This is a genomic window from Enterobacter cloacae complex sp. 342H5 (assembly GCF_050030905.1).
GTDB lineage: Bacteria > Pseudomonadota > Gammaproteobacteria > Enterobacterales > Enterobacteriaceae > Enterobacter > Enterobacter intestinihominis.
The window spans coordinates 1-23,976 of sequence record NZ_JBLGVB010000002.1 but is presented as its reverse complement, the minus strand read 5'-3'; the positions used below and the strand labels follow the sequence as shown (position 1 = coordinate 23,976).

22 protein-coding genes and 1 pseudogene are annotated in these 23,976 nt (G+C 45.8%); 8 read left to right on the top strand and 15 right to left on the bottom strand.

Translation table 11 applies throughout. The annotated features are described in order from the left end of the window. The first annotated feature begins 389 nt into the window (after positions 1-389). The gene (locus tag ACQG03_RS21900; RefSeq protein ID WP_001371904.1) at positions 390-797 is read left to right on the top strand and encodes a hypothetical protein; all 408 of its coding nucleotides are present in this window, start codon (positions 390-392) and stop codon (positions 795-797) included. A gap of 50 nt (positions 798-847) precedes the next feature. Here ACQG03_RS21900 and ACQG03_RS21895 read toward each other — a convergent pair whose 3' ends face one another. The 8 genes and pseudogenes from ACQG03_RS21895 to ACQG03_RS21860 form a co-directional block, all read right to left on the bottom strand. After that, the gene (locus ACQG03_RS21895) at positions 848-1,231 is read right to left on the bottom strand and encodes a hypothetical protein (protein ID WP_233144839.1); all 384 of its coding nucleotides are present in this window, start codon (positions 1,229-1,231) and stop codon (positions 848-850) included. Beyond that, complete coding sequence (locus tag ACQG03_RS21890) at positions 1,134-1,349, bottom strand: hypothetical protein (RefSeq protein WP_122966916.1); 216 nt, start codon at positions 1,347-1,349, stop codon at positions 1,134-1,136. The genes ACQG03_RS21895 and ACQG03_RS21890 overlap by 98 nt, the downstream gene beginning before the upstream one ends. Further along, a pseudogene (locus ACQG03_RS21885) lies at positions 1,331-2,220 on the bottom strand (IS5 family transposase). The gene ACQG03_RS21890 and the pseudogene ACQG03_RS21885 overlap by 19 nt, the downstream one beginning before the upstream one ends. A gap of 511 nt (positions 2,221-2,731) precedes the next feature. Further along, a complete protein-coding gene (locus ACQG03_RS21880) occupies positions 2,732-3,223 on the bottom strand; it encodes a hypothetical protein (RefSeq protein WP_000636790.1) in 492 nt (163 codons plus the stop codon). Between the two features lie 84 nt (positions 3,224-3,307). Further along, positions 3,308-3,823, bottom strand: coding sequence for a hypothetical protein (locus ACQG03_RS21875; protein ID WP_000228894.1), 516 nt, complete (start codon positions 3,821-3,823; stop codon positions 3,308-3,310). 564 nt (positions 3,824-4,387) lie between these two features. Beyond that, on the bottom strand, positions 4,388-7,723 hold the full coding sequence (locus tag ACQG03_RS21870) for a hypothetical protein (protein ID WP_000502666.1): 3,336 nt from the start codon (positions 7,721-7,723) through the stop codon (positions 4,388-4,390). Between the two features lie 222 nt (positions 7,724-7,945). Further along, positions 7,946-8,299, bottom strand: coding sequence for a hypothetical protein (locus ACQG03_RS21865; protein ID WP_000769182.1), 354 nt, complete (start codon positions 8,297-8,299; stop codon positions 7,946-7,948). 153 nt (positions 8,300-8,452) lie between these two features. Next, positions 8,453-9,061, bottom strand: a complete 609-nt coding sequence (locus ACQG03_RS21860; protein ID WP_000926374.1) for a hypothetical protein — start codon at positions 9,059-9,061, stop codon at positions 8,453-8,455. A 193-nt stretch (positions 9,062-9,254) separates the two neighbouring features. On the opposite strand from ACQG03_RS21860, the gene umuD reads away from it, so the two are divergent. Together umuD and umuC are read left to right on the top strand one after the other, a co-directional pair. After that, the gene (umuD, locus tag ACQG03_RS21855; RefSeq protein ID WP_000111290.1) at positions 9,255-9,689 is read left to right on the top strand and encodes a translesion error-prone DNA polymerase V autoproteolytic subunit; all 435 of its coding nucleotides are present in this window, start codon (positions 9,255-9,257) and stop codon (positions 9,687-9,689) included. Then, complete coding sequence (gene umuC, locus ACQG03_RS21850; protein ID WP_000281824.1) at positions 9,673-10,932, top strand: translesion error-prone DNA polymerase V subunit UmuC; 1,260 nt, start codon at positions 9,673-9,675, stop codon at positions 10,930-10,932. Before umuD ends, umuC begins: the two co-directional genes overlap by 17 nt. 45 nt (positions 10,933-10,977) lie before the next feature. Here the strand turns inward: umuC and ACQG03_RS21845 are convergent, their stop codons facing one another. Beyond that, positions 10,978-11,787, bottom strand: a complete 810-nt coding sequence (locus ACQG03_RS21845) for a DsbA family protein (protein ID WP_000031378.1) — start codon at positions 11,785-11,787, stop codon at positions 10,978-10,980. Between the two features lie 262 nt (positions 11,788-12,049). On the opposite strand from ACQG03_RS21845, the gene ACQG03_RS21840 reads away from it, so the two are divergent. Next, positions 12,050-12,505, top strand: coding sequence for a hypothetical protein (locus ACQG03_RS21840; RefSeq protein WP_223230168.1), 456 nt, complete (start codon positions 12,050-12,052; stop codon positions 12,503-12,505). A 59-nt stretch (positions 12,506-12,564) separates the two neighbouring features. Here the strand turns inward: ACQG03_RS21840 and ACQG03_RS21835 are convergent, their stop codons facing one another. The 3 genes from ACQG03_RS21835 to ACQG03_RS21825 all read right to left on the bottom strand — a co-directional run bounded on the left by ACQG03_RS21835 (position 12,565) and on the right by ACQG03_RS21825 (position 14,187). Next, complete coding sequence (locus ACQG03_RS21835; RefSeq protein ID WP_001439466.1) at positions 12,565-12,825, bottom strand: hypothetical protein; 261 nt, start codon at positions 12,823-12,825, stop codon at positions 12,565-12,567. 195 nt (positions 12,826-13,020) lie between these two features. Continuing rightward, positions 13,021-13,413: a hypothetical protein gene (locus tag ACQG03_RS21830; protein ID WP_000843243.1), complete on the bottom strand. Its 393-nt coding sequence runs from the start codon at positions 13,411-13,413 to the stop codon at positions 13,021-13,023. A gap of 24 nt (positions 13,414-13,437) precedes the next feature. Beyond that, positions 13,438-14,187 carry a thioredoxin fold domain-containing protein gene (locus ACQG03_RS21825; RefSeq protein WP_000720274.1) on the bottom strand — a complete coding sequence of 250 codons (750 nt, stop codon included), beginning with the start codon at positions 14,185-14,187 and terminating at the stop codon, positions 13,438-13,440. 147 nt (positions 14,188-14,334) lie between these two features. On the opposite strand from ACQG03_RS21825, the gene ACQG03_RS21820 reads away from it, so the two are divergent. The 4 genes from ACQG03_RS21820 to ACQG03_RS21805 all read left to right on the top strand — a co-directional run bounded on the left by ACQG03_RS21820 (position 14,335) and on the right by ACQG03_RS21805 (position 17,215). Continuing rightward, positions 14,335-14,874, top strand: coding sequence for a lytic transglycosylase domain-containing protein (locus tag ACQG03_RS21820; protein ID WP_000494968.1), 540 nt, complete (start codon positions 14,335-14,337; stop codon positions 14,872-14,874). Between the two features lie 82 nt (positions 14,875-14,956). Then, on the top strand, positions 14,957-15,514 hold the full coding sequence (locus ACQG03_RS21815; RefSeq protein ID WP_001371950.1) for an HAD domain-containing protein: 558 nt from the start codon (positions 14,957-14,959) through the stop codon (positions 15,512-15,514). Between the two features lie 123 nt (positions 15,515-15,637). Continuing rightward, a complete protein-coding gene (locus ACQG03_RS21810) occupies positions 15,638-16,699 on the top strand; it encodes an HNH endonuclease signature motif containing protein (RefSeq protein WP_000902297.1) in 1,062 nt (353 codons plus the stop codon). Positions 16,700-16,708: 9 nt separating this feature from the next. Next, positions 16,709-17,215, top strand: coding sequence for a YrhA family protein (locus tag ACQG03_RS21805; protein ID WP_000654195.1), 507 nt, complete (start codon positions 16,709-16,711; stop codon positions 17,213-17,215). Between the two features lie 122 nt (positions 17,216-17,337). Here the strand turns inward: ACQG03_RS21805 and ACQG03_RS21800 are convergent, their stop codons facing one another. The 3 genes from ACQG03_RS21800 to ACQG03_RS21790 are packed head-to-tail and all read right to left on the bottom strand — an operon-like array spanning position 17,338 to position 23,748. Further along, positions 17,338-21,288 (bottom strand): conjugal transfer protein TraG N-terminal domain-containing protein, encoded by a 3,951-nt coding sequence (locus ACQG03_RS21800; protein WP_000386160.1) that lies wholly within the window; start codon positions 21,286-21,288, stop codon positions 17,338-17,340. Between the two features lie 8 nt (positions 21,289-21,296). Further along, positions 21,297-22,712 (bottom strand): IncHI-type conjugal transfer protein TrhH, encoded by a 1,416-nt coding sequence (gene trhH / locus ACQG03_RS21795; RefSeq protein ID WP_001257292.1) that lies wholly within the window; start codon positions 22,710-22,712, stop codon positions 21,297-21,299. Beyond that, positions 22,702-23,748: a thioredoxin family protein gene (locus ACQG03_RS21790; protein WP_000196727.1), complete on the bottom strand. Its 1,047-nt coding sequence runs from the start codon at positions 23,746-23,748 to the stop codon at positions 22,702-22,704. Before ACQG03_RS21790 ends, trhH begins: the two co-directional genes overlap by 11 nt. Between the last annotated feature and the right edge of the window lie 228 nt (positions 23,749-23,976).

Sequence of the window (23,976 nt, the reverse complement as noted above, 5' to 3'; positions counted from 1 at the left end):
AGGAACGTCTATCATGTATAAACTTTTACCCGCAATACTAGTCTTTCTTTCGGTGTTCCTTGGACTAATCGCTCTACTCAGTGCTATCAAAAATGGTTCTGATGAATTGGCGGTATTCCTCATTACACTTTCGGCGTGGTTCGCTGCTTTAAGTAAGTTTTATTCACTTAAACTGTATAAAAATAGTTAGCCTGTGAATCCAAATACAGTTGACAAGTATCCAGCACTGCCCCCGTGATTTATTCAGGTTAGAAGCATTCCCGGAGTGCAGGCTGGGATTAGAAAAGTTACTTTTCTTACGATGTACCAACCAATAGGGCACGACTTATCGTAATGCCTAATTACATATTACCTGTTTAAGTCGATCTAATAATTTCATTGGAGCAGACATGTCCCCGGAATTGGTATCAGGCATTGCACGAGTGGCGCATGAAAAGCTACTTTCAGTTTTGACGGAGTGCGGCACAAAGAAGACGAAAGGCACATGCCTTTTTGCAAGCTATCTTGTATGTTATTTAGCAAAAACTAAAGGTCTAGATGCTGTTGTTCGTGGGGGTAACGGTGCAGATGATGGCGGTATATTTACAGAGAGTGGTGGCTTTGGCCATTATTGGTGTGAATTGAACTTCGAAGAAGTGCAATATTATATTGACATCACTTCCGAGCAGTTTGGGTTTCATCCATACATAGTGAAACGCGTCAACGATATAACAGGATGGCCACGATATATTCCTGGTGATCAGGAAACGGTCGATAGTCATTTAGAACAATTATTACGCGACGGCTATACAGAATAGGCTGCGTATACACTATCGCAGCCTTTCAGGCTCTTAACCCTTGTGACCAGTTAACGGAACCACTCAGGATGACGCTGCCGATCAACGTTGATAACCTGCGAATTAAATTCAACGACATCCGCTGGAGTAAGCATTAATTCATCAGGATTTACAATAAATGGTCTTAAAACCACTTCGCCACCGTCTTCTTTTGCACCGTAGATATTAATAAGAAAGTGCAGTCGTTGATTTCCGTCAGCATTGCGTTGCCATTCTCTAAAAGTCAAAGTCTGTTTAATATAGTTTGTTAAAAGAAATGCGAATTCAGATTCTTCCGTTTGTGAGATACCGTTTTTGTTAGACATTTTTTTTAGTATCTTTCCGAGCATGGATACACAGGCATCTAGGGAAGGTGCGAATAAGCAGGTCATTTCTTCCCAAGCTGACTCGCTGATTAAAATTTCGCGGATCTGGGCCGATTTTTTTCCCGCAAACACATCGAATCAGCCTATTTAGGCTATTTTTTCCACCATTTCTGGCGTTATTTCCGGTTTTTACTGAGATCTCTCCCACTGACGTATCATTTGGTCCACCCGAAACAGGTTGGCCAGGGTGAATAACATCGCCAGTTGGTTATCGTTTTTCAGCAGCCCCTTGTATCTGGCTTTCACGAAGCCGAACTGCCGCTTGATGATGCGAAACGGGTGCTCCACCTTGGCACGGATGCTGGCTTTCATGTATTCGATGTTGATGGCCGTTTTGTTCTTGCGCGGATGCTGCTTCAAGGTTTTTACCTTGCCGGGACGCTCGGCGATCAGCCAGTCCACATCCACCTCGGCCAGCTCCTCGCGCTGTGGCGCTCCTTGGTAGCCGGCATCGGCTGAGACAAATTGCTCCTCTCCATGAAGCAGATTACCCAGCTGATTGAGGTCATGCTCGTTGGCCGCGGTGGTGACTAGGCTGTGGGTCAGGCCACTCTTGGCATCGACACCAATGTGGGCCTTCATGCCAAAGTGCCACTGATTGCCTTTCTTGGTCTGATGCATCTCCGGATCGCGTTGCTGCTCTTTGTTCTTGCTAGAGCTGGGTGCCTCAATGATGGTGGCATCCACCAAAGTGCCTTGGGTCATCATGACGCCTGCTTCGGCCAGCCAGCGATTGATGGTCTTGAACAATTGACGGGCCAGTTGATGCTGCTCGAGCAGGTGGCGGAAATTCATGATGGTGGTGCGATCCGGCAGGGCGCTATCCAGGGATAATCGGGCAAACAGGCGCATGGAGGCGATTTCGTACAGGGCATCTTCCATGGCACCGTCGCTCAGGTTGTACCAATGCTGCATGCAGTGAATACGCAGCATGGTCTCCAGCGGATAGGGCCGTCGGCCATTGCCCGCCACGGCTCGATGACAGCGGTCATATTCTGCCATGGCAGAATCTGCTCCATGCGGGAGAGGAAAATCTCTTTTCGGGTCTGACGGCGCTTAGTGCTGAATTCACTATCGGCGAAGGTGAGTTAATGGCTCATGATGTCCCTCTGGGATGCGCTCCGGATGAATATGATGATCTCATATCAGGAACTTGTTCGCACCTTCCCTAGACTTAACGATGTTAAAATTTTGGTTGTATTAAAATCCTCCTGCGAAAGTGAAATCATCCATGTATTATCTTTATGATAGTCGGTGATATAAATAAAATGAGATGTAAAAGGCGTTGAGTGATTGAACTCTCCTAAGTTCCATCCATACTGTCTCACTGTATTTGAGCTAAGTTCTTTGTCGGTAATGTTCATAATTCATACCTTTCGATAAAGTCTGTAATGATAATTAGCTATCTCAAAGGCCCAGAACAACTCTTGAAATAACCTCACTCGAAGAATTTATCATATTGAACACCCCTACCTAATAACCTTGCCGACTTAATAAATCACAATAGCCCTCCCCTGTCATTTTAAAACGCTACTTGAATTTTTGATAGCTTATAGTTGTTTTACGTTCTTTGTGATACTCATATGTCATCTTCTCTTTCCAGTACCAATCTTGTAAATCCTGCAAGTCTAGCCCATTTTTCTCACGTATGCTTTCGTGTAATTCGCTAAGCGCGAGTTTATCATTAGGTTTATAAATGGCTAATTTTTCTTCAAATAAATCCAGCCAACGTTTCCCCATCTTTCGACGCAAAACAAACACCATCGTGATAATTGTACTGAAATGCACAGCAATTAGTTCCAACTTATGCGATTGCTGACCAGATAAAATTACTATTGTAACAACAGGGATGGCCGTATATAAAGCAATCAAAGCGACCATAAGTTGATATGGTTTTTCCCGTATTACCATGTCCATGGGTAAACCAGAGGACGCTACTGCTTGCCAAAATCTTAAATACCTTCCGATGGACTTAAACCTTTTCCCGTTTTTATGCATAAACCTGTTTTTATTTACTATCATGTTAGACCTCTATTTTTCTGTAATTCTAGAAGAATGTTACCTTAACCCTTAACAGGGATAACACCGCATGTATTATCTCCATAATCAAAGCGCAGGGCCGGTAATAAAAAGTACCATACCATCGATGTGTAGTTCGTTCAGTGCATCCCTGTCCGTGGATAGCTTTCTAATGTTGTCAGGAGTTGCATCAATCGGGTATAAATCTTGCGTCAGTTTGACGAGATTCTTCTCAGTGCAGGTAAGACCGCCTTCAGCGAGAGTGCGCAGGTAATCACTAAACACGACTTCTTTTTCATCAGAGGTAAGTCGCTCGAAGTACCCCATATGTTCGGACGTGAAATTCTCATCTGCAATACTTCTCACTACTGAGATGATATCCGACCTTATGACCAACTCCCGCACCGCAGCATAAAAAATCCTGCCGTAATGTCCTGACACGTTTTCCTTTGCGAGCCACCAGCGCTCATCCGTGGTAACGGGTACTGTGGTCGGGGATGCCAGTAGCAGAACGGGGCTTAAACCGGATCGCGATAACCCTTCAGCAAAAGCTTCTTCAGGAAGACTGCTAACAGGCTTGCCTTGATAACGTGCTTCTACCATCTATGCTTCTCCTTTCTGATGTAGGCATGACTGCCTTCTATTTAAGCAATCAGTAAACCGGATTGAGCTGAGCAACGTTATCCTTCTCCCATCATTGCTTGCCACTTTTACCATAAGCGCCAAACAATTAGCCCCATTATTCCGGTTGTAAACTGAACCTTAACACTAACCAGTATGAATCGGTCATCTGGGGCAAAGTGTCCACCGGGTTGAAGTAGCCAGGTTGTTAGCGGCGGATGGAAAGCCAGTACGAATCCGTAAACTATAAAAGCCAAGCTCAGTAAAAGAAGGAGCATGCGCCCAATACGTTTGAGTTGATAAGATAAACTCGCGCTAGTTTTTCGTGGGGGTACGATATGGTCTTTCAACACTGTCTCCTTGCCAGCAAATGCCGAAGCGCTGGCATAAAGATTAAACAATTTTTATGCCAGTTACTCCGGCGAGATGGGTGATAATCCTCGTTGCCATCATAAAGCCTTATCTCTTTCAAATTTGAGCGATAAGGGGTCTTTGAGCCTGTAATGGCTTTTTGTTTGATGTTTTGATGGCACCTGCCCCCGCGTTTTACCATGACCGAAGTACATAGCGGCTCACACCTTCTGCTGGCTGTTGCCACTCGCTATTCTCCGTTGACGGTCTGAGGCGCGTCGAGCCCCGGGAGATGTTTTTCATCGCCTGCTCAAGAGTGTCCATCCTGTAGGTTTTGATGTTCACCCCTTCTTCAGAAATAGGCCCCAGCAGTTCCGTAACCTCACGCTCACCCTGATAAATATCGACCCACTGTGTAATATTCACCTTATCACCATTCGCATCAATGCCACGTCGGTTAAAGTGGTCAATTTCAAACTCACACACGGTTACCGGTACCAGCCCCTCCGGGCGCGGATACCCGAGTATTTCATCAAAACCAGGTTCCCCTTCATCAGTGACCAGATCAGGCGTCAAATAGAGTTTTCCGTTACGGGAAAAATGCGCAACATGGCAGGACCACTGGTCATTTAACATCGTTGGCATGCTTGTGAACATTCCTGAATACCACCGTCTGGCATTATCAACTGATTTGGTGACGAGGATTTCATCTGGTACTTCCCCGTTGTCCATGGTGTAAAAACTGAGAGACAGAGCGGTATTTCTGCGTGAAAGTAGCTTTTCTTTATTGACCTCTTTATTTTCAAATTTGGACAGGTATTCCTCAAGGAACAGCGCCTGCAACTCGGGTGTCGGCGCTTTCTGATAAAACCAGTCGGCCAGGTCTTTAGTGCCAATATAGATGAGGCTGGCTTTACCTTTTTCGCTCTTGACCGCAACAGGAGCCATTAGGCTTACTTGCTGTACGTACTCACTGGTTTCATTGATACTTTCATAGGCCTCAATCCACTGGCCAAGCAGATTGGTGTAAATCACCGGATCGTTCAGCTTTAAAAACTGCTTAAGAGCCTGAGCGCCACGGGAGCATGTATCAAAATAACGCTGCTTCTCTTCGAAGCTTTTGAAAGCAGTCTTTTTGCCCGACCATGTGGCCACCAGCTGTTCATCTTCGAACAGGGTGTTTTCAGCTGGTAAGAAGTGTTTCATTTTCGCAAAACGTTGATGAGTGACGTTTAAGACATTTCGGGATGTAGCAAGTACCATTCGATGAACCCAGGCATGCCCTTCCATCCGGTTGTCGCATTCAAAATTTGCTGGTGCGGCATATGCAACAAGTTTCCCTGAAGCATTTACCGATAACCTGACCAGCTCATAGCCTTTGCTGCTAATAAAATTACGAACCCCGGGAAGATGTTTGAGCCCCACATCAGCGAGCATATAGAGCTGGTTCAGGAGCTCTTTGGAGCCCTTCTCTGTACTCATGGCAGCTTCCAGCGTCGCCCCCCTGTTATCAGCTCGCCAGGCTACAATGCATCGATCTATCAACTCTGATCTCAGATTAGGCTGGCCAATATTTCCATCGGCCAGAGCCTGGCTCAGCATCTGCCGGTAAGGTTCTTCTGCCTCACGCTCGGCACGAATATAATTTAAAGCCATCTTGAAGAAGCGAATGTAAAACAGGTGATTAGACCTGAATTTACGTCTGTGAATGTACCATTCGAGCTCCTCCGCTTTAATGGTATCCATGCACAGGAAACCCAGTTCAGCATCATTCCTGCTGGACTCCTTAAATAAAGACAAATTCACCTTACAATTGAAATCTCGATCCGTTGAGTATCTGTTTACTGTTGCGTTGACACAGATATCGTCTCCCTGACGGAATGCAATAACCGGCTCATAGTTTTTATGGGTTCTCCCAAGCCATTTATAGCCAGAGTAGCTGTTGTCTTCCTGAACTGCTCCTGGTGCTGTCACTGGGTTCATCAACGAATCCCAGTTGCACATTACCCGGGATCCGGACTGAAGGCATGAGTTTGCCTGTTCAAGATAACTTTGCAGAGACGGCCGTGTCTCAGCCATACCCAAAAGGCCAGAACCGTCTTTGTCGTGCAGAAATTGGAAGTACCGTTCCTGGAACTCAAGGCTCAGAAAACTGTAAGGGGTATTGGTATCATAGAAATCACCAAATAGTTTGAGCCGGTGATCGAGGCCGCAGATAAGGATCAGGAAACGACGGTAGTGAAGTGCCATAAGATCATGCTGCTTCAGTCGGTCGGTATAACTGACGTCCTCAAACTTTATGGTGCTGCCATCAATCCCCTGGAAATGTGCTTCCTGTTCGCTGGCGGAAGGGAATAGCTGCGAAGCCCCAAGATGGCTTTCTACCGAAGAGTAAACCTGATGAATATTTTGACCGTCCCGGACCAGAAGGAATACAACCCGGTTCCTGTCATTGCGGACATGATTTTCCCAGGGATCGCGGTAATCGATATAACGTCGTGTTGTGGCCATACATACGATGGAACGTTCGGACGGAAAAATCTGCTCCACCAGCCCGGGGCTGGTTCGTAAAGTTTCATGAAATTTTTCCATATCAGAGAAGTCGAACCAGCTATCGAGATCGCACCATACGGCCAGCTCTTCATCCACCATCAGCTTTGCCTGAACGACCTGGAGCGGGAGGTGTGATGGAGCGGATTCACCCTTCACGATATTCACTACCTCAACGTCTTTGCCGGTATACAGTTCCAGACTGCCAACGCCATCGTGGATTTTCTTCACATATTCCATGGCTTCTTCTGTAGTGGCCAGACTTGCCGCTGCAACTTCCTCGAAATAGGGCAGCATTCTTTTGCTGGCATTAGCGATTGCCTGCGTTCGTTGTGTGATGATTTTGCTGATGGCTGTGCTGATCTGCCCTTCTTTTAAGGCCGCTTCTCTGATTTGTTCAATGCGGGTATCTGAAATACCAGAGGACAGAGCATTTTGAACTGATCCAATCGCCAGTGAGGTTACCGCCTGCTGCTCTTGTGGGGGCACTAACGCAACGCTAAGGCCCGTCACAGGGTTTTCACGGTCATCTGTACCTAATTGCTCAATCGCAAGGTCACGGAGCCCCTGAGCATCGCTCACGAGGGCTGTAAGCGATGCCTGTAGGCTATTCACTTCTTCCTGAGCTTGTCTGAGTTCAGCATCCCGGATTACCTTATGGTCGGGTTCAAATACAAAACTGGACAGAAAATCCTTAACCAGGAAGCGATGCTCTCGCATTTCTTTGCCACGTTCCCTACGGTTGCCGCTGCTGTCTTCAGTGACAATAGCTACAGTCTGACCGTAAACGCGGGGATGGGCGCGTAGAATCACTGTGTGCAGCTTATCTTCAACGTAACGCAAAGACGTAATGAGCAGCGTATCCCCTGCCACAATACCCTCTTCAGGGATGCTGTCAGTGGACGTCCAGTACTGACCCGCCAGCAAAGAATGAAATCGCTCTAAACGGTCAATGTTATTTTTGCTGACCAGGTCACCCATATACCTTTCCTTCCAGATTCGTATGTTAGGTGAATCATACCAGATTGCACTTACCGTCTAATAACTCAAAAAACACCAACTTCGGCATTCACTAGAAATGAATCCGTCCACTATTATTCATTAATTAAATAGATTCTTAGATATGAATAGCGCATTGCTTTTAAAGCAGGTTTCGCAAAGGGTTAAAAAAGGCTTCTTAAGTGAAGCCTTTAATAATAAATGCTACTTATCTTCAGAGGGATACATTTCCCAGTATTTATTACGTACATTAACAAGGCAATGGTCTGCTGTTTCTGAAGCGCCTTTGTCGCGGTTTACAAAGGCTTCTGCAACTTCATCCAACTTATCCGGTACCGTATTTAATGGTAATGCCTGCTTCAGGTTGGTGGTTACCAGTTCCTTTGCTTTATCATGATTAAGTTCAGTTCGGATGCTTGCATCTTTACAAATATCATCAACCTTACCATCAAGAATAATGTTTGGGATAGGTTCGTTTTCAACTTTATGTGTAGTATTAGCAGAGGAGCCAAAAGCGACTGACATCATCGCACACAGCAGAATATTTTTTAATTTCATAGTTCACTCCATTATGACTATTGATATCTACTTATGAAGTATTAGTTATATCATGTTTGCCGTCAAAACATAGAACCCACTGTTTTGACTTTAAACATATCATGCTACAACGTTTTTTTGCACGTGACTTTAGTAGGCATGATTTATGAGGTTTCAGCAGGACGTCAGATTGTTGTCGATCCAGTATTGATGCAAGCCTACCGTCCATTTCTTCGATAAGGCCGAAAGTAAAAGCGCTAAACCACAGCAGTTACCAGGAGTAAAAATTCGTATGGGATCTGGAGAACCGACTTTAACACTCATAATGAACTCCAGAATGTTGCCATGGCATAGACTATTTCTAAGCCTGACGATATCTGCTTCAGGTTTTTTACCAGCGTCTATCTTTGCCAACATATTCTTCTCGGCTGGAAATGACAGTAATTCTATCGGCATCCCTTCCTGCTTAGCCTTTCGCATTAAAGCGTTACTCATTACTGACGTACCATCTAAGTCCACCAGTACAGGAACTGACTGCTGAACGTTAACAGTTGATTTCAACTTCAGCGTAACCCTGAGTGATGTTTCGATCCCATTCAGAAAGCTCGTACAGGCCGGTAACCATAGACCATGATGCAGCGCCTCGGTTGCTTGTTTAAAAAACCAGTCAATCACGGGGACAGTGCAATGCTCATAATAGTGATTTACCTCGCTGAACCTTGCCATATAAGCATCGTACTCAGCCTGGTCTTCAGGAGATAAAAAATTTGGTGGGAGGAGCATCAGAATCCTTTCATCCTAGCTTGTATACCTTCTTCGTAGGCCAGCTCGCCATTATCGGTAAAAGATGGTTTTTGATGTTTATGATAAAGCTTAATTTTTCGTCAGGCTTGATAGCGTTACCGGAGAGATTTGATCTTTTCTCTTCAACTCGCAATACTGTTTATACATACAGTACAAGAATTCGAGTGTAGCTATGTCTGTTATCCTTGAGCACATTAGCAACAAGCCTTACGAAATGGCACCTTTTTTCAGTGATTTACTAAGCTGTGGAGTGATGAGTCCGTGCGCCGGGCATGAAGATAATGAATTAAATTTGCATGAATATGTAGTCCGCAACCGCCCCTCAACCTTCTTTGTCAGGGCGGCGGGCCTCAGTATGATCAATGCCGGTATCAATGATGGAGCAATACTGGTTGTGGATCGGTCTTTAACAGCACGACACGGCTCTATCGTCGTTGCGCTGGTGGATGGAGAGTTTACGGTAAAGATCTTACACACGTATCCTGAGCTGCTTTTGATGCCTTCTAATCCAGCCTATAAGCCGATACGTGTAAATCCTGAATCCCTTGAGATATGGGGCGTCGTCACCTTTGCACTGAATCAGTTCAGCCATGTACATGCACGTTGATATTAACGGAGCCTATGCGGCATTTGAGTGTGCGATGGATCCCAAGCTGTCAAAAAAGCCGCTCATCATAGCCAGCAATAACGATTCGTCCGTCATTGCAATGAATAAACTGGCTAAAAGCGTTGGTATTAAGCGTGGGACCCCGATTTTTAAGTGCAGGGATTTGATTCAGCAACACCGGATCGAAGTCCGGAGCTCTAACTTTACTTTGTATGAAGACTACTCAAATCGCTTCCATGAAACGCTGGAAAGCTTCGCGCCTCAATCGAGTCGATATAGCATAGATGAAAATTTCATGTTATTGAAAAACATGAACAAGATAATAGATTATGAAGATTACGGCCGGTTGATCAGAAGTACACTTCTTCATAATCTGTCCCTTACCTGTGGTGTGGGTTGTTCAAGCACCAAAACCCTCGCTAAATTATGCACCTATGCGAGCAAACGATGGGCAGCTACAGGCGGGGTTGTAGTTTTGACTGATCAGGCCAGGATCAGGAAGCTCCTGAGCCTGATCAGTACCAGAGAAATATGGGGTATTGGTCGAAAGATTAGTGAACGCCTGTCGGCTTTCGGGATCATCACTGCCGGTGATTTTTATAATAGCGACGTTCGCTTTTTACGTAAAAGCTTTGGCGTTGAAATCGAGCGTACCTGGCGGGAACTGCATGGCGAACCATGTTTCCGGCTGCACGAGTCTCCTCCTGTCAGGCAACAGATTATCGTTTCCAGAAGTTTTGGTCAGCGCCTTAATGAGATAGGCAAGCTACATGAGGCAGTTTCATTTTTTACCGCCCGGGCGGCAGAGCAGCTGCGCAAGGATGGCTCGTGGACCCGTCAAATCACAGTCTTCATTCAGAGTAGCAATTATGCGCAAGGTGAAAACCGCTACAGCAATTGTGGTATCGAGCCGCTTACCGCTACACAGGACACCCGCGATCTGGTTGATGCAGCCATGACCATCCTGAACCGCATTTACAGACCCGGGATAGCGTATGCGAAAGCAGGGGTAATGCTCTCCGCTATGACTGACGGCACAGAGCAACTCAGCCTGTTTGATACTCGCCCGGCCAGGCCTGGCAGTCAGGCACTGATGAAAGTTATGGACCGGTTCAATAAAGAAAAGCGCGGAGCTCTGTTTTTACTGGGGGAAGGCATTCAACAGGATTTTCGTATGAAGCAGGCCATGCTATCACCGAGATATACGACCCGCTGGGATGAATTACTCGTTGTAAAAGCGTAGCGGCCATGACCGGCATGGCCGTACTCATCAAATGTGAAAGTAACTTTAGGCCCCGCGAGCTTTTTCGATTGCGCCCTGCAAAGTTGCTGCGTCCATAGCCCCGGGGATAAATGTGGTAGTCGCCGCATTCGGCTTTTTCATATTCATAATGATGAAACCGGGTGTGCCGGTGATCCCGAGCGCTTCGCCCAGCTGCATATTGCCGGAGATCACGTTTTCATACCGGTTTTTTTCCCTGTCAGAAAACGTGCTGTTAAACCCTGACTTTTCCACCACAGTATTAAAGTCAGTGAGTTCGAATTTGCGTTGAGAGGTCATGAAGGTATGAGCCACAGCCATCAGGTTGTTGTGGTACTTACGATAGGCTTCAGCACCGAAATTCTGATAGACGTGCAGACCCGTAGCGGCCCCCATGGCAGATACAGGTTTTGAACCGGCAAAAATCGGGAATTCTTTAAAGAAGAATTTTACATCTTTGCTCTGATTCATTACCGATTCAACAACAGGTGTAACCCGCATGCAGTAAATACACTGATAGTCGAAGAACTCGATTACCGCGACGTCGGCGTCATCAGGGCCGATGTTTGGCGTCTCCTTGGTATCCAGCAGAGCTGGCGCATATGGAATTATTCGTTCCACTGAGGCACTCACGTTCTGATTTTCCAGCGCCTTACCTGCTTCCACTAAATAATGGGGATTTTTTACCAGGTAAGTAGCGGCAATTTTGCCAATTTCTTCCTCACTGAGCACCTTCGGTTTAAAATAAGTTGCCGTGATTAACGCCGAGGCAGCGGTAGCAATAACCGCAGAAATTAAAATCGTGGCCATCGGTTTTAAATAAAATTCTTTAGACATAGCTACCTTTATGCTTTTCAGCCTGTTAGTTATTAACCTGCGATGGATTATACTGGCCCGGTAAATCGGAATTATTCGTGAAACAATGCTTTTTGGAGATTAAAGGATGATTAGGCAGGGCTTTATACTCACAACCGCAATGCTTTTGAGTGGATGCGGATATCATTTCGCAAACCAGGTAGATGCGTACGATCTAATGCCTCGTCCTGTTACAAATAAAAGGTTTCAGATAGTCCCTCCGGACGAAAGTATTCAGTCCAGAATGTTTTCAGGCCGTTTTGCTGATGGATTAGCAAAAAAAGGAGTCATTATTTCCACTCACCAGCCAGATTATGTGCTCAGGTTCCGAATCAGCAGCTCACAGGAGAACATGCAGTATAGCGAGCAGCTTCTTACTGGGGTGACAGGCTACGTTGTAGATAAAAAGACAACGAGAACTGACAAGCATGGCGAATTGCATACTGACTATGACTACAAGCCAGTCGATGGGGTAATAGGCACTGAGACGATGTCGCAGATGCACTATATGCGACAGCTGGATGTCGAGGTATACCCGTCAGCGAAAGGAGCAAAGCAGGTTCTGAAAGTGAGTATGCAAAGCAATGCACCTGTGCCGTCAGACAGCATTGCTTATTCAGCAATGATCGACGCCTTTACTGATAAATTTGATGCGCCGCTGCGTTCCGGAAATTATGTTGCAGTGATCCCCTGGAACTGAAAGCAGACGGCGGGAAGAGAATGTTCAAAAGTGACTTTTGGACACGCACATTAACGTGGCTATCGCCCTCCCCCATTAAAATCATAAAGTCGGTAAAGATCGCCCATCGTGATGGAATTGGGCTTATTAATGAACAGATACTGTAACTGTTCTTTATGTTGAGTACTGGCAGCTGCATTCATAAGCACTTCCAGGTAGAACTTGTAGCCTATGCTTCGCTCTGAATACATATACTGGAACTGCATCAGTAAAATGCCTGACATAACATACAACAGCAGCAGACTGAGTAATACAGTGCTATCAGGCTGTTCCAGTGCCATACTGACATACCCTGAACCCAGAATGCACAGAAGCCACCCCGTCATTAGAGCAGGCACCCTACGACTCAGACGTTTATAACAACGTTTTATTACGGGATCCCGGAGATACTTTTTGTCAGGTATCCCCGTTGCTCTGATGACGAAGCTACTGAGTATCGACATCTTTTTTCCTTCTGGACGCTCTCAGTCAATAAATCAGGCCAGGCGCTCATTGAAAGCTACCACGAGCTGCGAATCGGGATTTTTTACCAGTTCGGGCCGGATAACTTTTAGTTGCCTCGTTGGGGCGAGCTCATCTGTAGGCCTGATGGTGGTATTACCCGGCCCCTTGCGGGTACTGTCGGTGTTTACCTTGAGCTTTTTATTTCCCAGGTAGCTTTCCATCTTTTTAGAGATGGTGTCACCTGTGGTCGCAACACCAGAGAGTTCCTTTAGATGTTCACCTTTATCCATTTGTACCGATGACATCAGAAATCCGATTCCGGGATCGTTTTCCGTTCCACAGGCTCCGTACTGACATTGTGCAGCGAAAACGGGCTGTACACCTACAGCAACCAGCATTAACGTACTCAGTAAAGTAGATTTCATACACACCTCTTACAGTCGGAAAAGTTACTTTTGCGCAGCGCCCATTTGGGTCACCAGGTTTTCCGGGCTCAGCCACCCCGTAAATAACTGCGGTTTGCCGCTTAGTGTCACCATGGTAGGAGTACCTTGCAGCGGGATTGTTGAGGCCACCTGGAAATGCGATTTGATAATGTTTAAGCAAGCCTCATCAGGACGTCCTTCCGGGATAGTTGAAACCGGATTCATCGCTGCATCCAGAGCTTCGTTTGGCTTTGCTGAACACCAGATTTTGGCCATGTTCCCGGCTACTACCGAGTTCAGTCCTGCACGTGGGAATGCAAGAAACTTAATCGAAATACCGGCATCAAGATAAGACTTCAGATCATGATGCAGTTTTTGGCAGTATCCACAGGTTATATCGGTAAAGATAGCAAGCCGGTATTTTTCGTTTGGTGATTTGTAGTCGATGGATTTTGTTTTGGATGCGAATTCCCGGACGCCCATTAAAATGGCCTGCTCAGTGGTGTTTACCACATCTTTACCTTTCACGTGGAATAAGCTTCCGGTAAAAATGTAATCTCCGTCTTTGCTCACGTAACTTACCCCCTCCCTGGAAATCACCGTAAAAATATCTTTTACTGGCGAGGGTTCGACGTGCTCGATTGAAAGCCCAATGGCTTTGAGCTTATCCCGGGCTGCATCTGGCAGTACCATTGTATTAACCGGCTCGGCATTCATCGTGAAGGCGGTACTTAATGAAAGAAGTAATACCGATGCCTTAATAATTTTTTTCATTTCCGCTCCTTAAATCGAGCACTAATATTATCACGCCCCAAAATTCCAGAATTTTGCTTAAACGCTTAAATCAACGGGTAAAGCCGAAAGAAAGTCGATAGATATATGGGAGAATAGATAAAACGTAGATTCAGTGGAGAAATCGTTGTGTTTACACCACCAGCAGATGATGTGAAACCTATTCCCGTTCCTGATGAGATTTACACTCAGTGCATTACGGATGCCGCCCGCTACTTCGGAATTGATGCTGAACTGGTTTTTACGTTGTTTGACAATGAAGGCGGTAAGGTTGGTACTTTCAGCAGGAATACTAACGGCACTTATGATATTGGCCCAATGCAGATCAACTCATCCAATCTACCTGAAATAAAAAAGCATTTCCCGACGGTAACGTGGCGGGTTCTGGCTTACGATGCTTGCGCAAGTTTCTGGGTTGGAACATGGTGGCTCTATAGAAAAATTGTTGATCGCAAGGGCAATGTGTTTGAAGGGATTGCAGATTACAACAGCAAAACCCCAAAGGTACGTGCAAAGTACATATTTAACTTCATGGTAAAGTACAATCGCCGGATCCAGCAGCGTAACGGGATGGGTGAGCTTTATCAATGGACCCAGCAACCTCCTCGATACAATGGCCATATAGCTAAAAATGTCCCGGAGCAAAACCCGACTCCTGTTGTTAAATAAATACAACCCGATATTACAGAAGATCATCGAGTGGCTTGGGTAAACCACCACAAATATTTCACACTGACTCAGGAGTAATATATTGTCTTCTTCTGCAAGAAATTTATTTAAGATTCTCTCTTCTTTCTTGATCCAGAAAAACCCTCATCATGAAGAAGTATGTGTTCATGAAGAAACAACAGCTGGTTTATGGGCCCCTCTCCCTGATTCGCATGTCGTGCTTTTCTTAGATTTCGATGGGGTTTGCCACAGGTGTAAAAATGAAACCTTTGAGCGAATGCCACTGTTAGAGAAATTGCTGGATAACTGCCCTGCCATGGTGATTGTTATCTCCAGCTCATGGCGTGAGTGCGCTAATACAAGTTATCTGAAATCTCTGTTCCGGGTGCCTTATAGAGACAAAATCATAGGTGCAACCGGTTCGGTATATTTAAAACACGGACAGACTGGTGTGCGGGCTGCCGAGTGTGAGGACTTTGTCTTTTCACATCGAGTTAAAGCATTTATCTGCCTTGATGACGACGAATCATTATTTCCGGCCGGTTATCCGCATTTGCACAAAACCGATTATTACACGGGCCTCACCGAATCTGACCTTGCAGCTCTTAACGCAAGGTACCATCAGCTCATGGGACGCTGATGAACAAAGTAACTTTCCTTTTACCCTGTCACTGCTGATCTCGTACGCCCATCCACTTTAGGATTGATTGTTTTATACCATACGCAATAATGTCTCATATGAATTCGACAAGAAAGGGACATTATGCTGCATCACTGTCAGGCTAAGTCACTGGATGACATATACCTTGAGGATATTCCCCACATCATACATCCGGCCACGGCGGTACATGACCTCGAAGATACCGCCCTGCCAAACCGGATTATTCAGGAATGGAATTTACCGCAGGGATATACACAGTTTGTCAGCCGGTATCACCAGTTCCACCATCAACGCCCCTGGCTCGCTTACCGCGATACGCTTGACGACATCAGATACGGTAAGATCGTTCTGCTTAGAAAAGACATAACCGGCAATGCCGGGCCGGGGGTTATATCAAATGGCAACCTACGCAATGACCTGCCCCTGTCCCTCTTTACCCGTCTGCGCGATATCATCTCTCGTCAGTTGAAACGCCCGGGGTATTACGTTCGATCAACGACACCAGCACAGCACGCCCAATCAACAAAAACCATTAATTCCAAAGCGGCTGGTCGTCTTCTCGCAGCTGGCGGGCTTTATAATGGAAATGTGGAGGGATTTCGACATACGGCTGAACAACTTGGCGGCGAAGCTGTTGAAGGCTATGACCAGGTATTGAACGAAACAACTTCAGGTATGCTGGTTGCAGCGGCTTCACTTCTGGTTATCCGAAATCCAAGGTCTGCGGATGAATTGACAAGTTATCTCGGCAAGTACAAAAAAGCACACGTTTTGCTCGATGATATGAATGTTAGCGAATTGAACTACATGCGCCGAGACAGAGCTGAATATTTAGCTCTCCGTGGACAATTCAACAATACTGTACGCCCTAACTTCCTTAAATCACTTTCAGACCACCCAGATGCCCTGGCTACGTTTGAACCTAACGATTTGATGAAACTTGCAACAGGCAAGGTCCCCTCTGGGTGGCAGGTTCACCACAAGATCCCTCTTGATGATGGTGGCACAAACGCTATAGACAACCTGGTACTTATTCAGAATTCACCATACCATTCAGCACTGTCGAAAGCACAATCCATCATTACGAAGGATCTACCGTATAATTCAAGCACCAAAGTTCTATGGCCATCGCCGAACGGTGTTATCTACCCGGTAGGAAAGTAAGAGGCGCTCATGAAAGATTTAACTCAACTACTCAGCAGCTTAAAGAGGTTGATGGTTGCAGATCACTACCCTTTAGCCAGCCCGGTAGCCCCGGAAGTCTTGAAAGACTTAATCTGCAATCCGCCTCCAGTGGAGTGGGCAGATCACAAAAAGAGCGCCTATATAGATATACAGAAACTCATTAAAACCAGGCTTGATTATGCCCAAGTGTTTAATGCTATGGATGGTTTTGAGTACAACGGACTTACGTTTTATAACCTTGTTCAGGCAGAGAACGAAAATCTATTGTGGTCAAATATTTACATACGCAACTTTGAAGCACGAGACAATGAAATCTACGTTGACCCAAATCTCACTGATAAGGTGTTAATCGGAGAAGATGGCATGTCACTTTTCGCTTATAGTTTTGCAGACGACTGCTTTCAGATAAGAGACAAAGCATCTACTGATTATGTTATTGAATCTCATACAGAGTTTGATAGATTTTTGTCTTCACTGATTCAAACCGTCAGTTGAATGTTCCGCAAGAGCGGTACTTCTGAAAAAAAGGCCGCAAACACATACTTTGCGGCCTTAATTGTTTAGCAGTAATTTACAATCTATTGATAGTCATTTCAGGAGGTTATATTCAACCTCCCTTATTTTTTATTTTCATTAAGCCACTGATCCGCTTTATCGACACGTGACTGGTAAGGCTCATTTGTGTTGCTCAGCTCTGACTTCATGTACTGAATGAATTCATCTGCTTTCTGAGGCCCAAAGCGTGGGTCATCCGTCAATTGCTGCCGGATAGCCCTTTCAGAGTTCTGCGCTGCATTCGCATAAGTCGAAACGCCGTCGCTGCTAATACTCTGATACCGGTCACTTACAGCTGCGACGCCATCAGACATCTGCATGTGATTAAGGACTTTACCCTGGAGAGAATCAGGCATATTTGCAGGGTTAGAGGCATCATTTGCTATCGATGTCTGGGTTTGAAGGATGCCCGCTCCCGTAAGCATCTCATTTACCGGTTTCGCCCCAACGCTGGTTAGCGTATCCGAAACAAATTGCTGGCCCCCGAGTAGCGCACCAGAAATCGCGCCCCGCTCAGTGTTGGCCTCTATCTTTTCCCCAACCAAGCGATCTGTGACGGTCTGAGTGCGGTTACCAACGAGACCACCGCCCGACCCACCTTCTCCCAGGTTTGCCCGTACGACTGACTCAAGTGAACCATCAGCTCTGTTATGAGTGTTGAAACTGCTATGGATGCTCTTAACGTCATTCATACTCCAGTTAACGTTATAGTTACCCAGTTCATTAAGGATCTTCTGGGTATCCGCTTTGAGCTGCTCTCTTTCGGCACCGGTAGCCATGGTGCTGGCACCATAGGTAAAGACAGCTTGCTGTGCCAATTCAGCTCGCTTATCGTCCCGGCTTAAGTTCGGGTTGTTGGCAACACGACTAAAGTAGTTATCAGTGTTATTAGATAAGCCACGAACTTGCCCGCTCTGATACATACTGTTCAAAGCAGTGGCTCGTTGATCCATTCCATCACCAACCACCCGACCTCCAACCTTTTCCAGATCGTTAAATGTGCCTTCTGCATTTCTGACATCCTGACCCGAATTGACGACTTTCTCTACACCCTGATTATTCAGTACAGGTCCATTCTTTTCGAGAGAATTAAGCACATTCCTTTCTTCATCAGAATAAGTGCGGCCCACGTTGTTGTTATGTATTCCCTGAATATCGCCTTTGCCCGCGTTATCAAGGTTATACGGAGTAAAGCCAGCTTCACTTTTTCCAGGGACATGCTGTGTCGCGTCCTGAGCGTTGGAGGAAAGACCGAGTTTAGCCTGCGAATCTACACTTCCACCCAGTTCCCCTACGCGTGACGCACTCATCACGCCAGACGTATTTACGCTGTCAGGAGTTCTATCCTGTGCCTGAGTGATAGTATTAATTCCTGACCCGTCACCTGAAATTCTGTCGAGCTGATTGGTGATAGGTAGCAGCTGCTGTGCATTACCACCGAAGTCGGAAACCAGACTTTTAAGCAGGCTGGAGGTTTCACGGAGATCCTGTTTATTACTTTCGGCCGTCTCTCCCCGGGCGGTATCAATCGCAATTTTTTGCTCACTGAAATCTCGGGTTGCAGCCACAAGCGCGTCAGTACGTTGAAGCTGCGATCCAAGCTGATTACTGGCCTTGAAGGTATCGTTATAGGAGTTGAATTTCTCCATAAACGCATTCTCATCCAGCCCATTCTTACGAGCAAAATTCCTTACATCATCATCACTGAAGTTTTTGTTGCGAATAGAATCGGAGAACCTGTCCAGGTTAATGCTTTGTTTAGAATCAAGGCTCATTCCACTATTGGAGCTTGCGTTAGTCGAAACCGATGTAGAAATATTTTGCGCCATCGTCTGTGTCGCCTGGTTCATTTTCGACGATGCTTCTTTAAACGCATTAGTATTGGATATCTGATCGCTGCTTACCTGAGACGCCGCTTTACTGAACTGGTCAGTTAACGCAGAATCCTGGCTAAGCTGATTCGTGATTGCTTTTGAAAGGTCATTTGAAAGCGAGTCACTGCCTGTATTGGTCTTAGATGCACCGCTACTCAATTGCCCTGCTACAGCCGCTTTCAGCCCGGCTCCATTGCCAGTTCCAACACCTCCATTAAGCCCAGCGTTGAGAATAACATTTGAAGCAATGCTGGCCATCTGAGACGCACTCACCCCATGTTTCGTTGCAATACCTTCTGCTACAGAGGCACCAATCTTATCCGAGATCTGCTTCATTGTTTGCAGGTTGGTTGAGAACTGCTGGCTCGACTGTCCTGACCTTCCAATTTCGCTCATCTGACTGTAACCAGCCTGGAATGAATTACTTGCCGCACTCATAACTGATGAGGTTACAGCTGATCCTTGTCCCTGGCTGTTAGCGATACTTGAACCAGCATTCCACATTCCAAGACGGAAATTACTTGAATCAACTGCGCCGCCATCGCTGTATCCCTGACCGGTACTGGTTAAGGCGGTTCGTGTCACGTCACCAAATGAAGATTTACCGCTGTTAGGGCCATCCCATACTTTGGGCGTTACATGACCAGTATCCACCGGCGCATCGGGGGTCACTCCCTTAACCGCATTCATCATCGGGTGAATCGACTGTGTCATCAGGAATAATGTGAGTACCGGAATCAGAGCATAGAGGGCGGAAGCAACAGACAGGTATGAACTGTATGTTTCCGCAAGCCCTGGGAGTCCCATCCACGTGACGGCATTATTCTGGCTGTTGAGGGTGCTCCAGGTATCCAAGTCGGCCGTCGCGACTTTCTTCACATACGCGTTGACCATTACTGCCGTAAGCGGCCACATATTCACGAAGAGGATAAGTTGCAAATATTTCGCCGCAGCGGCAACACCATTACCACCTAACGCCAGCAGCATAAGCAAAGCAAATGGAGCAACCATATAAGCAAACATTTCAAGGAATGCGATTGCTGCTCCCGACAGTTGTAACCACAACTGGCCCTGTGAAGCCATTGTGTTGGTTCGCTTCAGAGAAGCCTCAAACAACTGCATATCGGAAGCCAGACCGAGTGGGGTCTTATATTTGCTTGCGCCATTTCTGAGCTCATTCATAATGAACAGGTTCAGGGTGGCGTCATACGAACCAATAGCCTTACCGTACATACCATTTGCTGACGCCATAACATCAGTAAAGCTTGCGCCGGTAGGTGCACCATTTGCTTCGTCTGGAGTAAGGATGCCGTTTGTCTGTCCTATAAGGGAAATAGTCTGGCGAGCTTCAGCTGTACTGGTAACCTGTTTCACAGTTGACCAGACCTCATCACACGTACCAGATTTTGAACCGTTAGCGCCAACAATACTGGCAGAGGCATTCTTCAGTGCGCCTTTCATCGCCTGATTAATCCGGTCCATGCTATCTGCCAGATTAGCTGAGAAAATATCGTTAAAAATAGTTTCTTTACCGGCAATATTTGCGCTTGAGTTTTGGGTAGCCTTCAGGCAGTTGTATGCAAGAGACTGAACGGTAGCACATACGTTCATTGGCCCTAGCCCGCTGGCCGGTTCAGGAAATGCGGAACAGTAGCCCTGGCTATCGCCGCCCCATTGCAAAAACTTCACGAATCGGATCATCGGACCGAGGGTGATGTCATCGTCCAGAGTTGTTGCAGACAGGTCCACCGGAGAAAGCGGATCAAACGCTGTTTTATAATCCTTCAGCAAACCCTGGCTTAAGTTAGTGGTGACGGTTGCCATCGCAGCAATAAAAATTGGAATTCCGTCGACGTTTCTGACCTCTCCCGACTTTACAGATTCAATAGTTACATCCACTCGAACCATTGCCATCATGAAAAGGATCAACCCCAAAAACCAGGAGAAAAACGGTAATTCATTTTTGGTCGGAGCCTGAAGCCATAGCCACGTTTTATAGAATAGGCTCACACCTGCTACAACGGCGGCCGTGGTCAGGAACTCTTTTACACCAGTATATTGAGAAAAGATCAGGGCAATACCGGTAAAAGCCGACCAGACAAAATCAATATCACCCAGGGTATATATGTTGTAATCCATGTCAGACCTCAGTTACGTGTGCCACGAATACTTTCAGTGAAAGCCTTCCGTTGCAGGCGACGGTTATCCCAGGTTGAAATGACGTCCGAGCTGGTACCGACCTGGCTGTGCGATAGCTCATAGGCGGCTTTAACCTGTTTTGAGAGATTGTCTGTTAATCGGTTGAGATCATCCCTTTTACCCGACAGCGACTCACTCGGTATGCTCATGGTTGAAATTTTGGCCTCAACCTGGCGCAACATGTTGATTACGAGGCTCGTCGCAGCAATAGTGCTGATGTCCTGAATGTATGCGTACCCTTCCGGTGCTTCGAATGTTTGCAAAGAGTCGATAATGGTCGGGATGCCGATATAGGAGATAATGCGTAATTCATCATCTGAAACACGAACGTCGTTGATGATTTTTTTCTGTACGTTTAAAAGAAGATCAGAAATGGTATCCTTCAATCCCTTAAAACCACCGTCATTAACTTCTGACATGACAAGGCACTGAGCCTTTCGTGGGGATGATGGATCTGGTGCCGGAGAACACTTGAGCATTTTAATTGATCCGCCAGCTGGTGGCCCCATGATGTAATCCGTGACAGTCATGGTAGACGGGCGGACTTCCATTCCCGCTTTTTCGCCTTTGCTATCCCAGTTGATAATGACAGTACCTACGAGAGACATAAGTTGTTCTGCCAGTTTATAACCGGATAACTCCGTTACCCCTCCGATGTTCATCGTTCCCTTATCAATATCCATGAACGACATATAGAAGAGGTTACCACTGAATTTTTCAGCGAACTCTTCGGGATCCTTTGCTTTAACCTGAGAAGTGACAGCTTCAGGTGACTTTGTCATCGATGAGCCAAAATCAGGAATAAGACCATTAATCGATCCCAGAATTGAGGCTGGTCCAGAGCTAACTGAGTTAGCGAACTGGCTTGGCGTACCCACGTTTTCAGAAAGGAAAGAGTAAGTTGCATTGCATGAATCTTTCGCAAATTTATTTAGCGCTTGCAGTTTGTTTTGGATGTCATTAATCGTTGCAGCACAGTCAGCACAAATAGCTGAAACAGCAACGTTAAAAGCATAGATAGCCGCACCCTGGGCAATACCACGGGCCACCTGCACAAGCTGGTCCCCGTTGATCATGCTGAAGGACCCAAGAAAAACGTCAATACCGTTACAACCGACAGAAGCTTTTGGAAACGACATGGAAACAAGGTTGGTATTAACGTTTGTTGTTCGGTAAGACATTGACCCGCCAACTATGCCTGTACGGGTTGCTGTGGAAAAGGTGGCCGGGCTGGTAGACGTCATCATGCCATTGAAAATGTTACGCATTGCGTTGTCTGCATTTGCAGTCGGGGCTAAAATTGCAGCACAAACAGAAAGAGACAAAAGTAACTTTTTGAAGTTGAAAACGGCATTACTGCGCATAAGTGCCTCCAAAACTGCCGCCAGCATTGAGATAATTGACCGGATCGGCCGTAGGCATGTCATAGCCTTCGAGTTTTTGGTCCATTATTTTTTGAAGTAGGAATGGGTCTGATTCCATTTCGGATTTATTAACGGTAATAACGCCATCATCGCCGATGGTATATTGCCTTTTAATATCTAGAGTTGACTGGAACGAAGCGTCATCGATCAGATTCATGCCCTTCGCGGCAAGTATAATAGTGTTCTTTAATTCATCAGCGGAGATCATGCCTTCACTAATGCGCTGAGCTGATGTCCCATCCTTTGAAACCAGGAAAATTGTAGGTACCTCTCGAATTTTAAATTGATCAATAATTTGTGCGTTGGGGATGTTAAAATCCTGAAAAAGGCCATTATGCAATGGCCTTCCATCCATACTGATTGGAAGAATATCTACCGAATAATAGTTCTGCATAAATTGAAGTATTTGGCTTTCTTCGTGGCAAAACTGGCAAGTACTCTGGAAAAAGAAAAATAAACCTGACTTAGTAAAGATATCTTTCATTACCGTTTGCTGATTTTTTTCAACAACAGTGCGGTGAGCATCCAGTGCCACCTTTTCCACTGGTTGCCTGCGTTTTTCAGACATCATCGGGTTTTTAAGAAAATAATCTTTTGATTTGTCAGAAAAACGCGTACTGATATCCAGCATTAACCTTTGCGCCGTGTAATAACGTGATAGATTTTCTGCGGTAGGGTTATCCATTGCCTGCGTTAACAGTCGAGGCATATTCTCTTTTAGCCATTTTGAATTTAAATCTACCATTTCCTCTTTTGAAGGCGAGCTAGCAGCACCGGTTGGTGGCAAAACCTCTTCTTCTTCAGCTTCGCTTTTTTTAGCAGGATCGTCATACCAGAAGAAACCCTTCTTATAAGCCTGGCCAGATACAAAGGGCGTATCTTTTATTAGGGGTTGCTCAGGGCTGGCGTGGGCACCAGTAATTACCAAAGACATAAGCAAAACCATCTTTGAAGGCGCTAATGCAATACGAGTCATAGACCGTTCTCCTTTTCTGATGCGGTTATGATGGCATACAAAAAAAAGGTTAGAGCTCGTATAGCATGGTCGTTTTTATGTTGAAAAGGACGGAAAAGGAGTGCTGACTAAGAAGATAGTCTCGGTGATGGAAAGATCATCCATCTTGCACGTTGTCAAAAATCCGGTGTAACAAAAACATGGTTTTATCGAATATCTAAAAGCAAATATTGCTTTGAAAACAGGTGT

Coding starts and splice junctions, on each gene's coding strand:
- ACQG03_RS21900 (WP_001371904.1), top strand. CDS start 390: ATGTCCCCGGAATTGGTATCAGGCATTGCACGAGTGGCGCATGAAAAG.
- ACQG03_RS21880 (WP_000636790.1), bottom strand. CDS start 3,223: ATGATAGTAAATAAAAACAGGTTTATGCATAAAAACGGGAAAAGGTTT.
- ACQG03_RS21875 (WP_000228894.1), bottom strand. CDS start 3,823: ATGGTAGAAGCACGTTATCAAGGCAAGCCTGTTAGCAGTCTTCCTGAA.
- ACQG03_RS21870 (WP_000502666.1), bottom strand. CDS start 7,723: ATGGGTGACCTGGTCAGCAAAAATAACATTGACCGTTTAGAGCGATTT.
- ACQG03_RS21865 (WP_000769182.1), bottom strand. CDS start 8,299: ATGAAATTAAAAAATATTCTGCTGTGTGCGATGATGTCAGTCGCTTTT.
- ACQG03_RS21860 (WP_000926374.1), bottom strand. CDS start 9,061: ATGCTCCTCCCACCAAATTTTTTATCTCCTGAAGACCAGGCTGAGTAC.
- umuD (WP_000111290.1), top strand. CDS start 9,255: ATGTCTGTTATCCTTGAGCACATTAGCAACAAGCCTTACGAAATGGCA.
- umuC (WP_000281824.1), top strand. CDS start 9,673: ATGTACATGCACGTTGATATTAACGGAGCCTATGCGGCATTTGAGTGT.
- ACQG03_RS21845 (WP_000031378.1), bottom strand. CDS start 11,787: ATGTCTAAAGAATTTTATTTAAAACCGATGGCCACGATTTTAATTTCT.
- ACQG03_RS21840 (WP_223230168.1), top strand. CDS start 12,050: ATGTTTTCAGGCCGTTTTGCTGATGGATTAGCAAAAAAAGGAGTCATT.
- ACQG03_RS21835 (WP_001439466.1), bottom strand. CDS start 12,825: ATGGCACTGGAACAGCCTGATAGCACTGTATTACTCAGTCTGCTGCTG.
- ACQG03_RS21830 (WP_000843243.1), bottom strand. CDS start 13,413: ATGAAATCTACTTTACTGAGTACGTTAATGCTGGTTGCTGTAGGTGTA.
- ACQG03_RS21825 (WP_000720274.1), bottom strand. CDS start 14,187: ATGAAAAAAATTATTAAGGCATCGGTATTACTTCTTTCATTAAGTACC.
- ACQG03_RS21810 (WP_000902297.1), top strand. CDS start 15,638: ATGCTGCATCACTGTCAGGCTAAGTCACTGGATGACATATACCTTGAG.
- ACQG03_RS21805 (WP_000654195.1), top strand. CDS start 16,709: ATGAAAGATTTAACTCAACTACTCAGCAGCTTAAAGAGGTTGATGGTT.
- ACQG03_RS21800 (WP_000386160.1), bottom strand. CDS start 21,288: ATGGATTACAACATATATACCCTGGGTGATATTGATTTTGTCTGGTCG.
- trhH (WP_001257292.1), bottom strand. CDS start 22,712: ATGCGCAGTAATGCCGTTTTCAACTTCAAAAAGTTACTTTTGTCTCTT.
- ACQG03_RS21790 (WP_000196727.1), bottom strand. CDS start 23,748: ATGACTCGTATTGCATTAGCGCCTTCAAAGATGGTTTTGCTTATGTCT.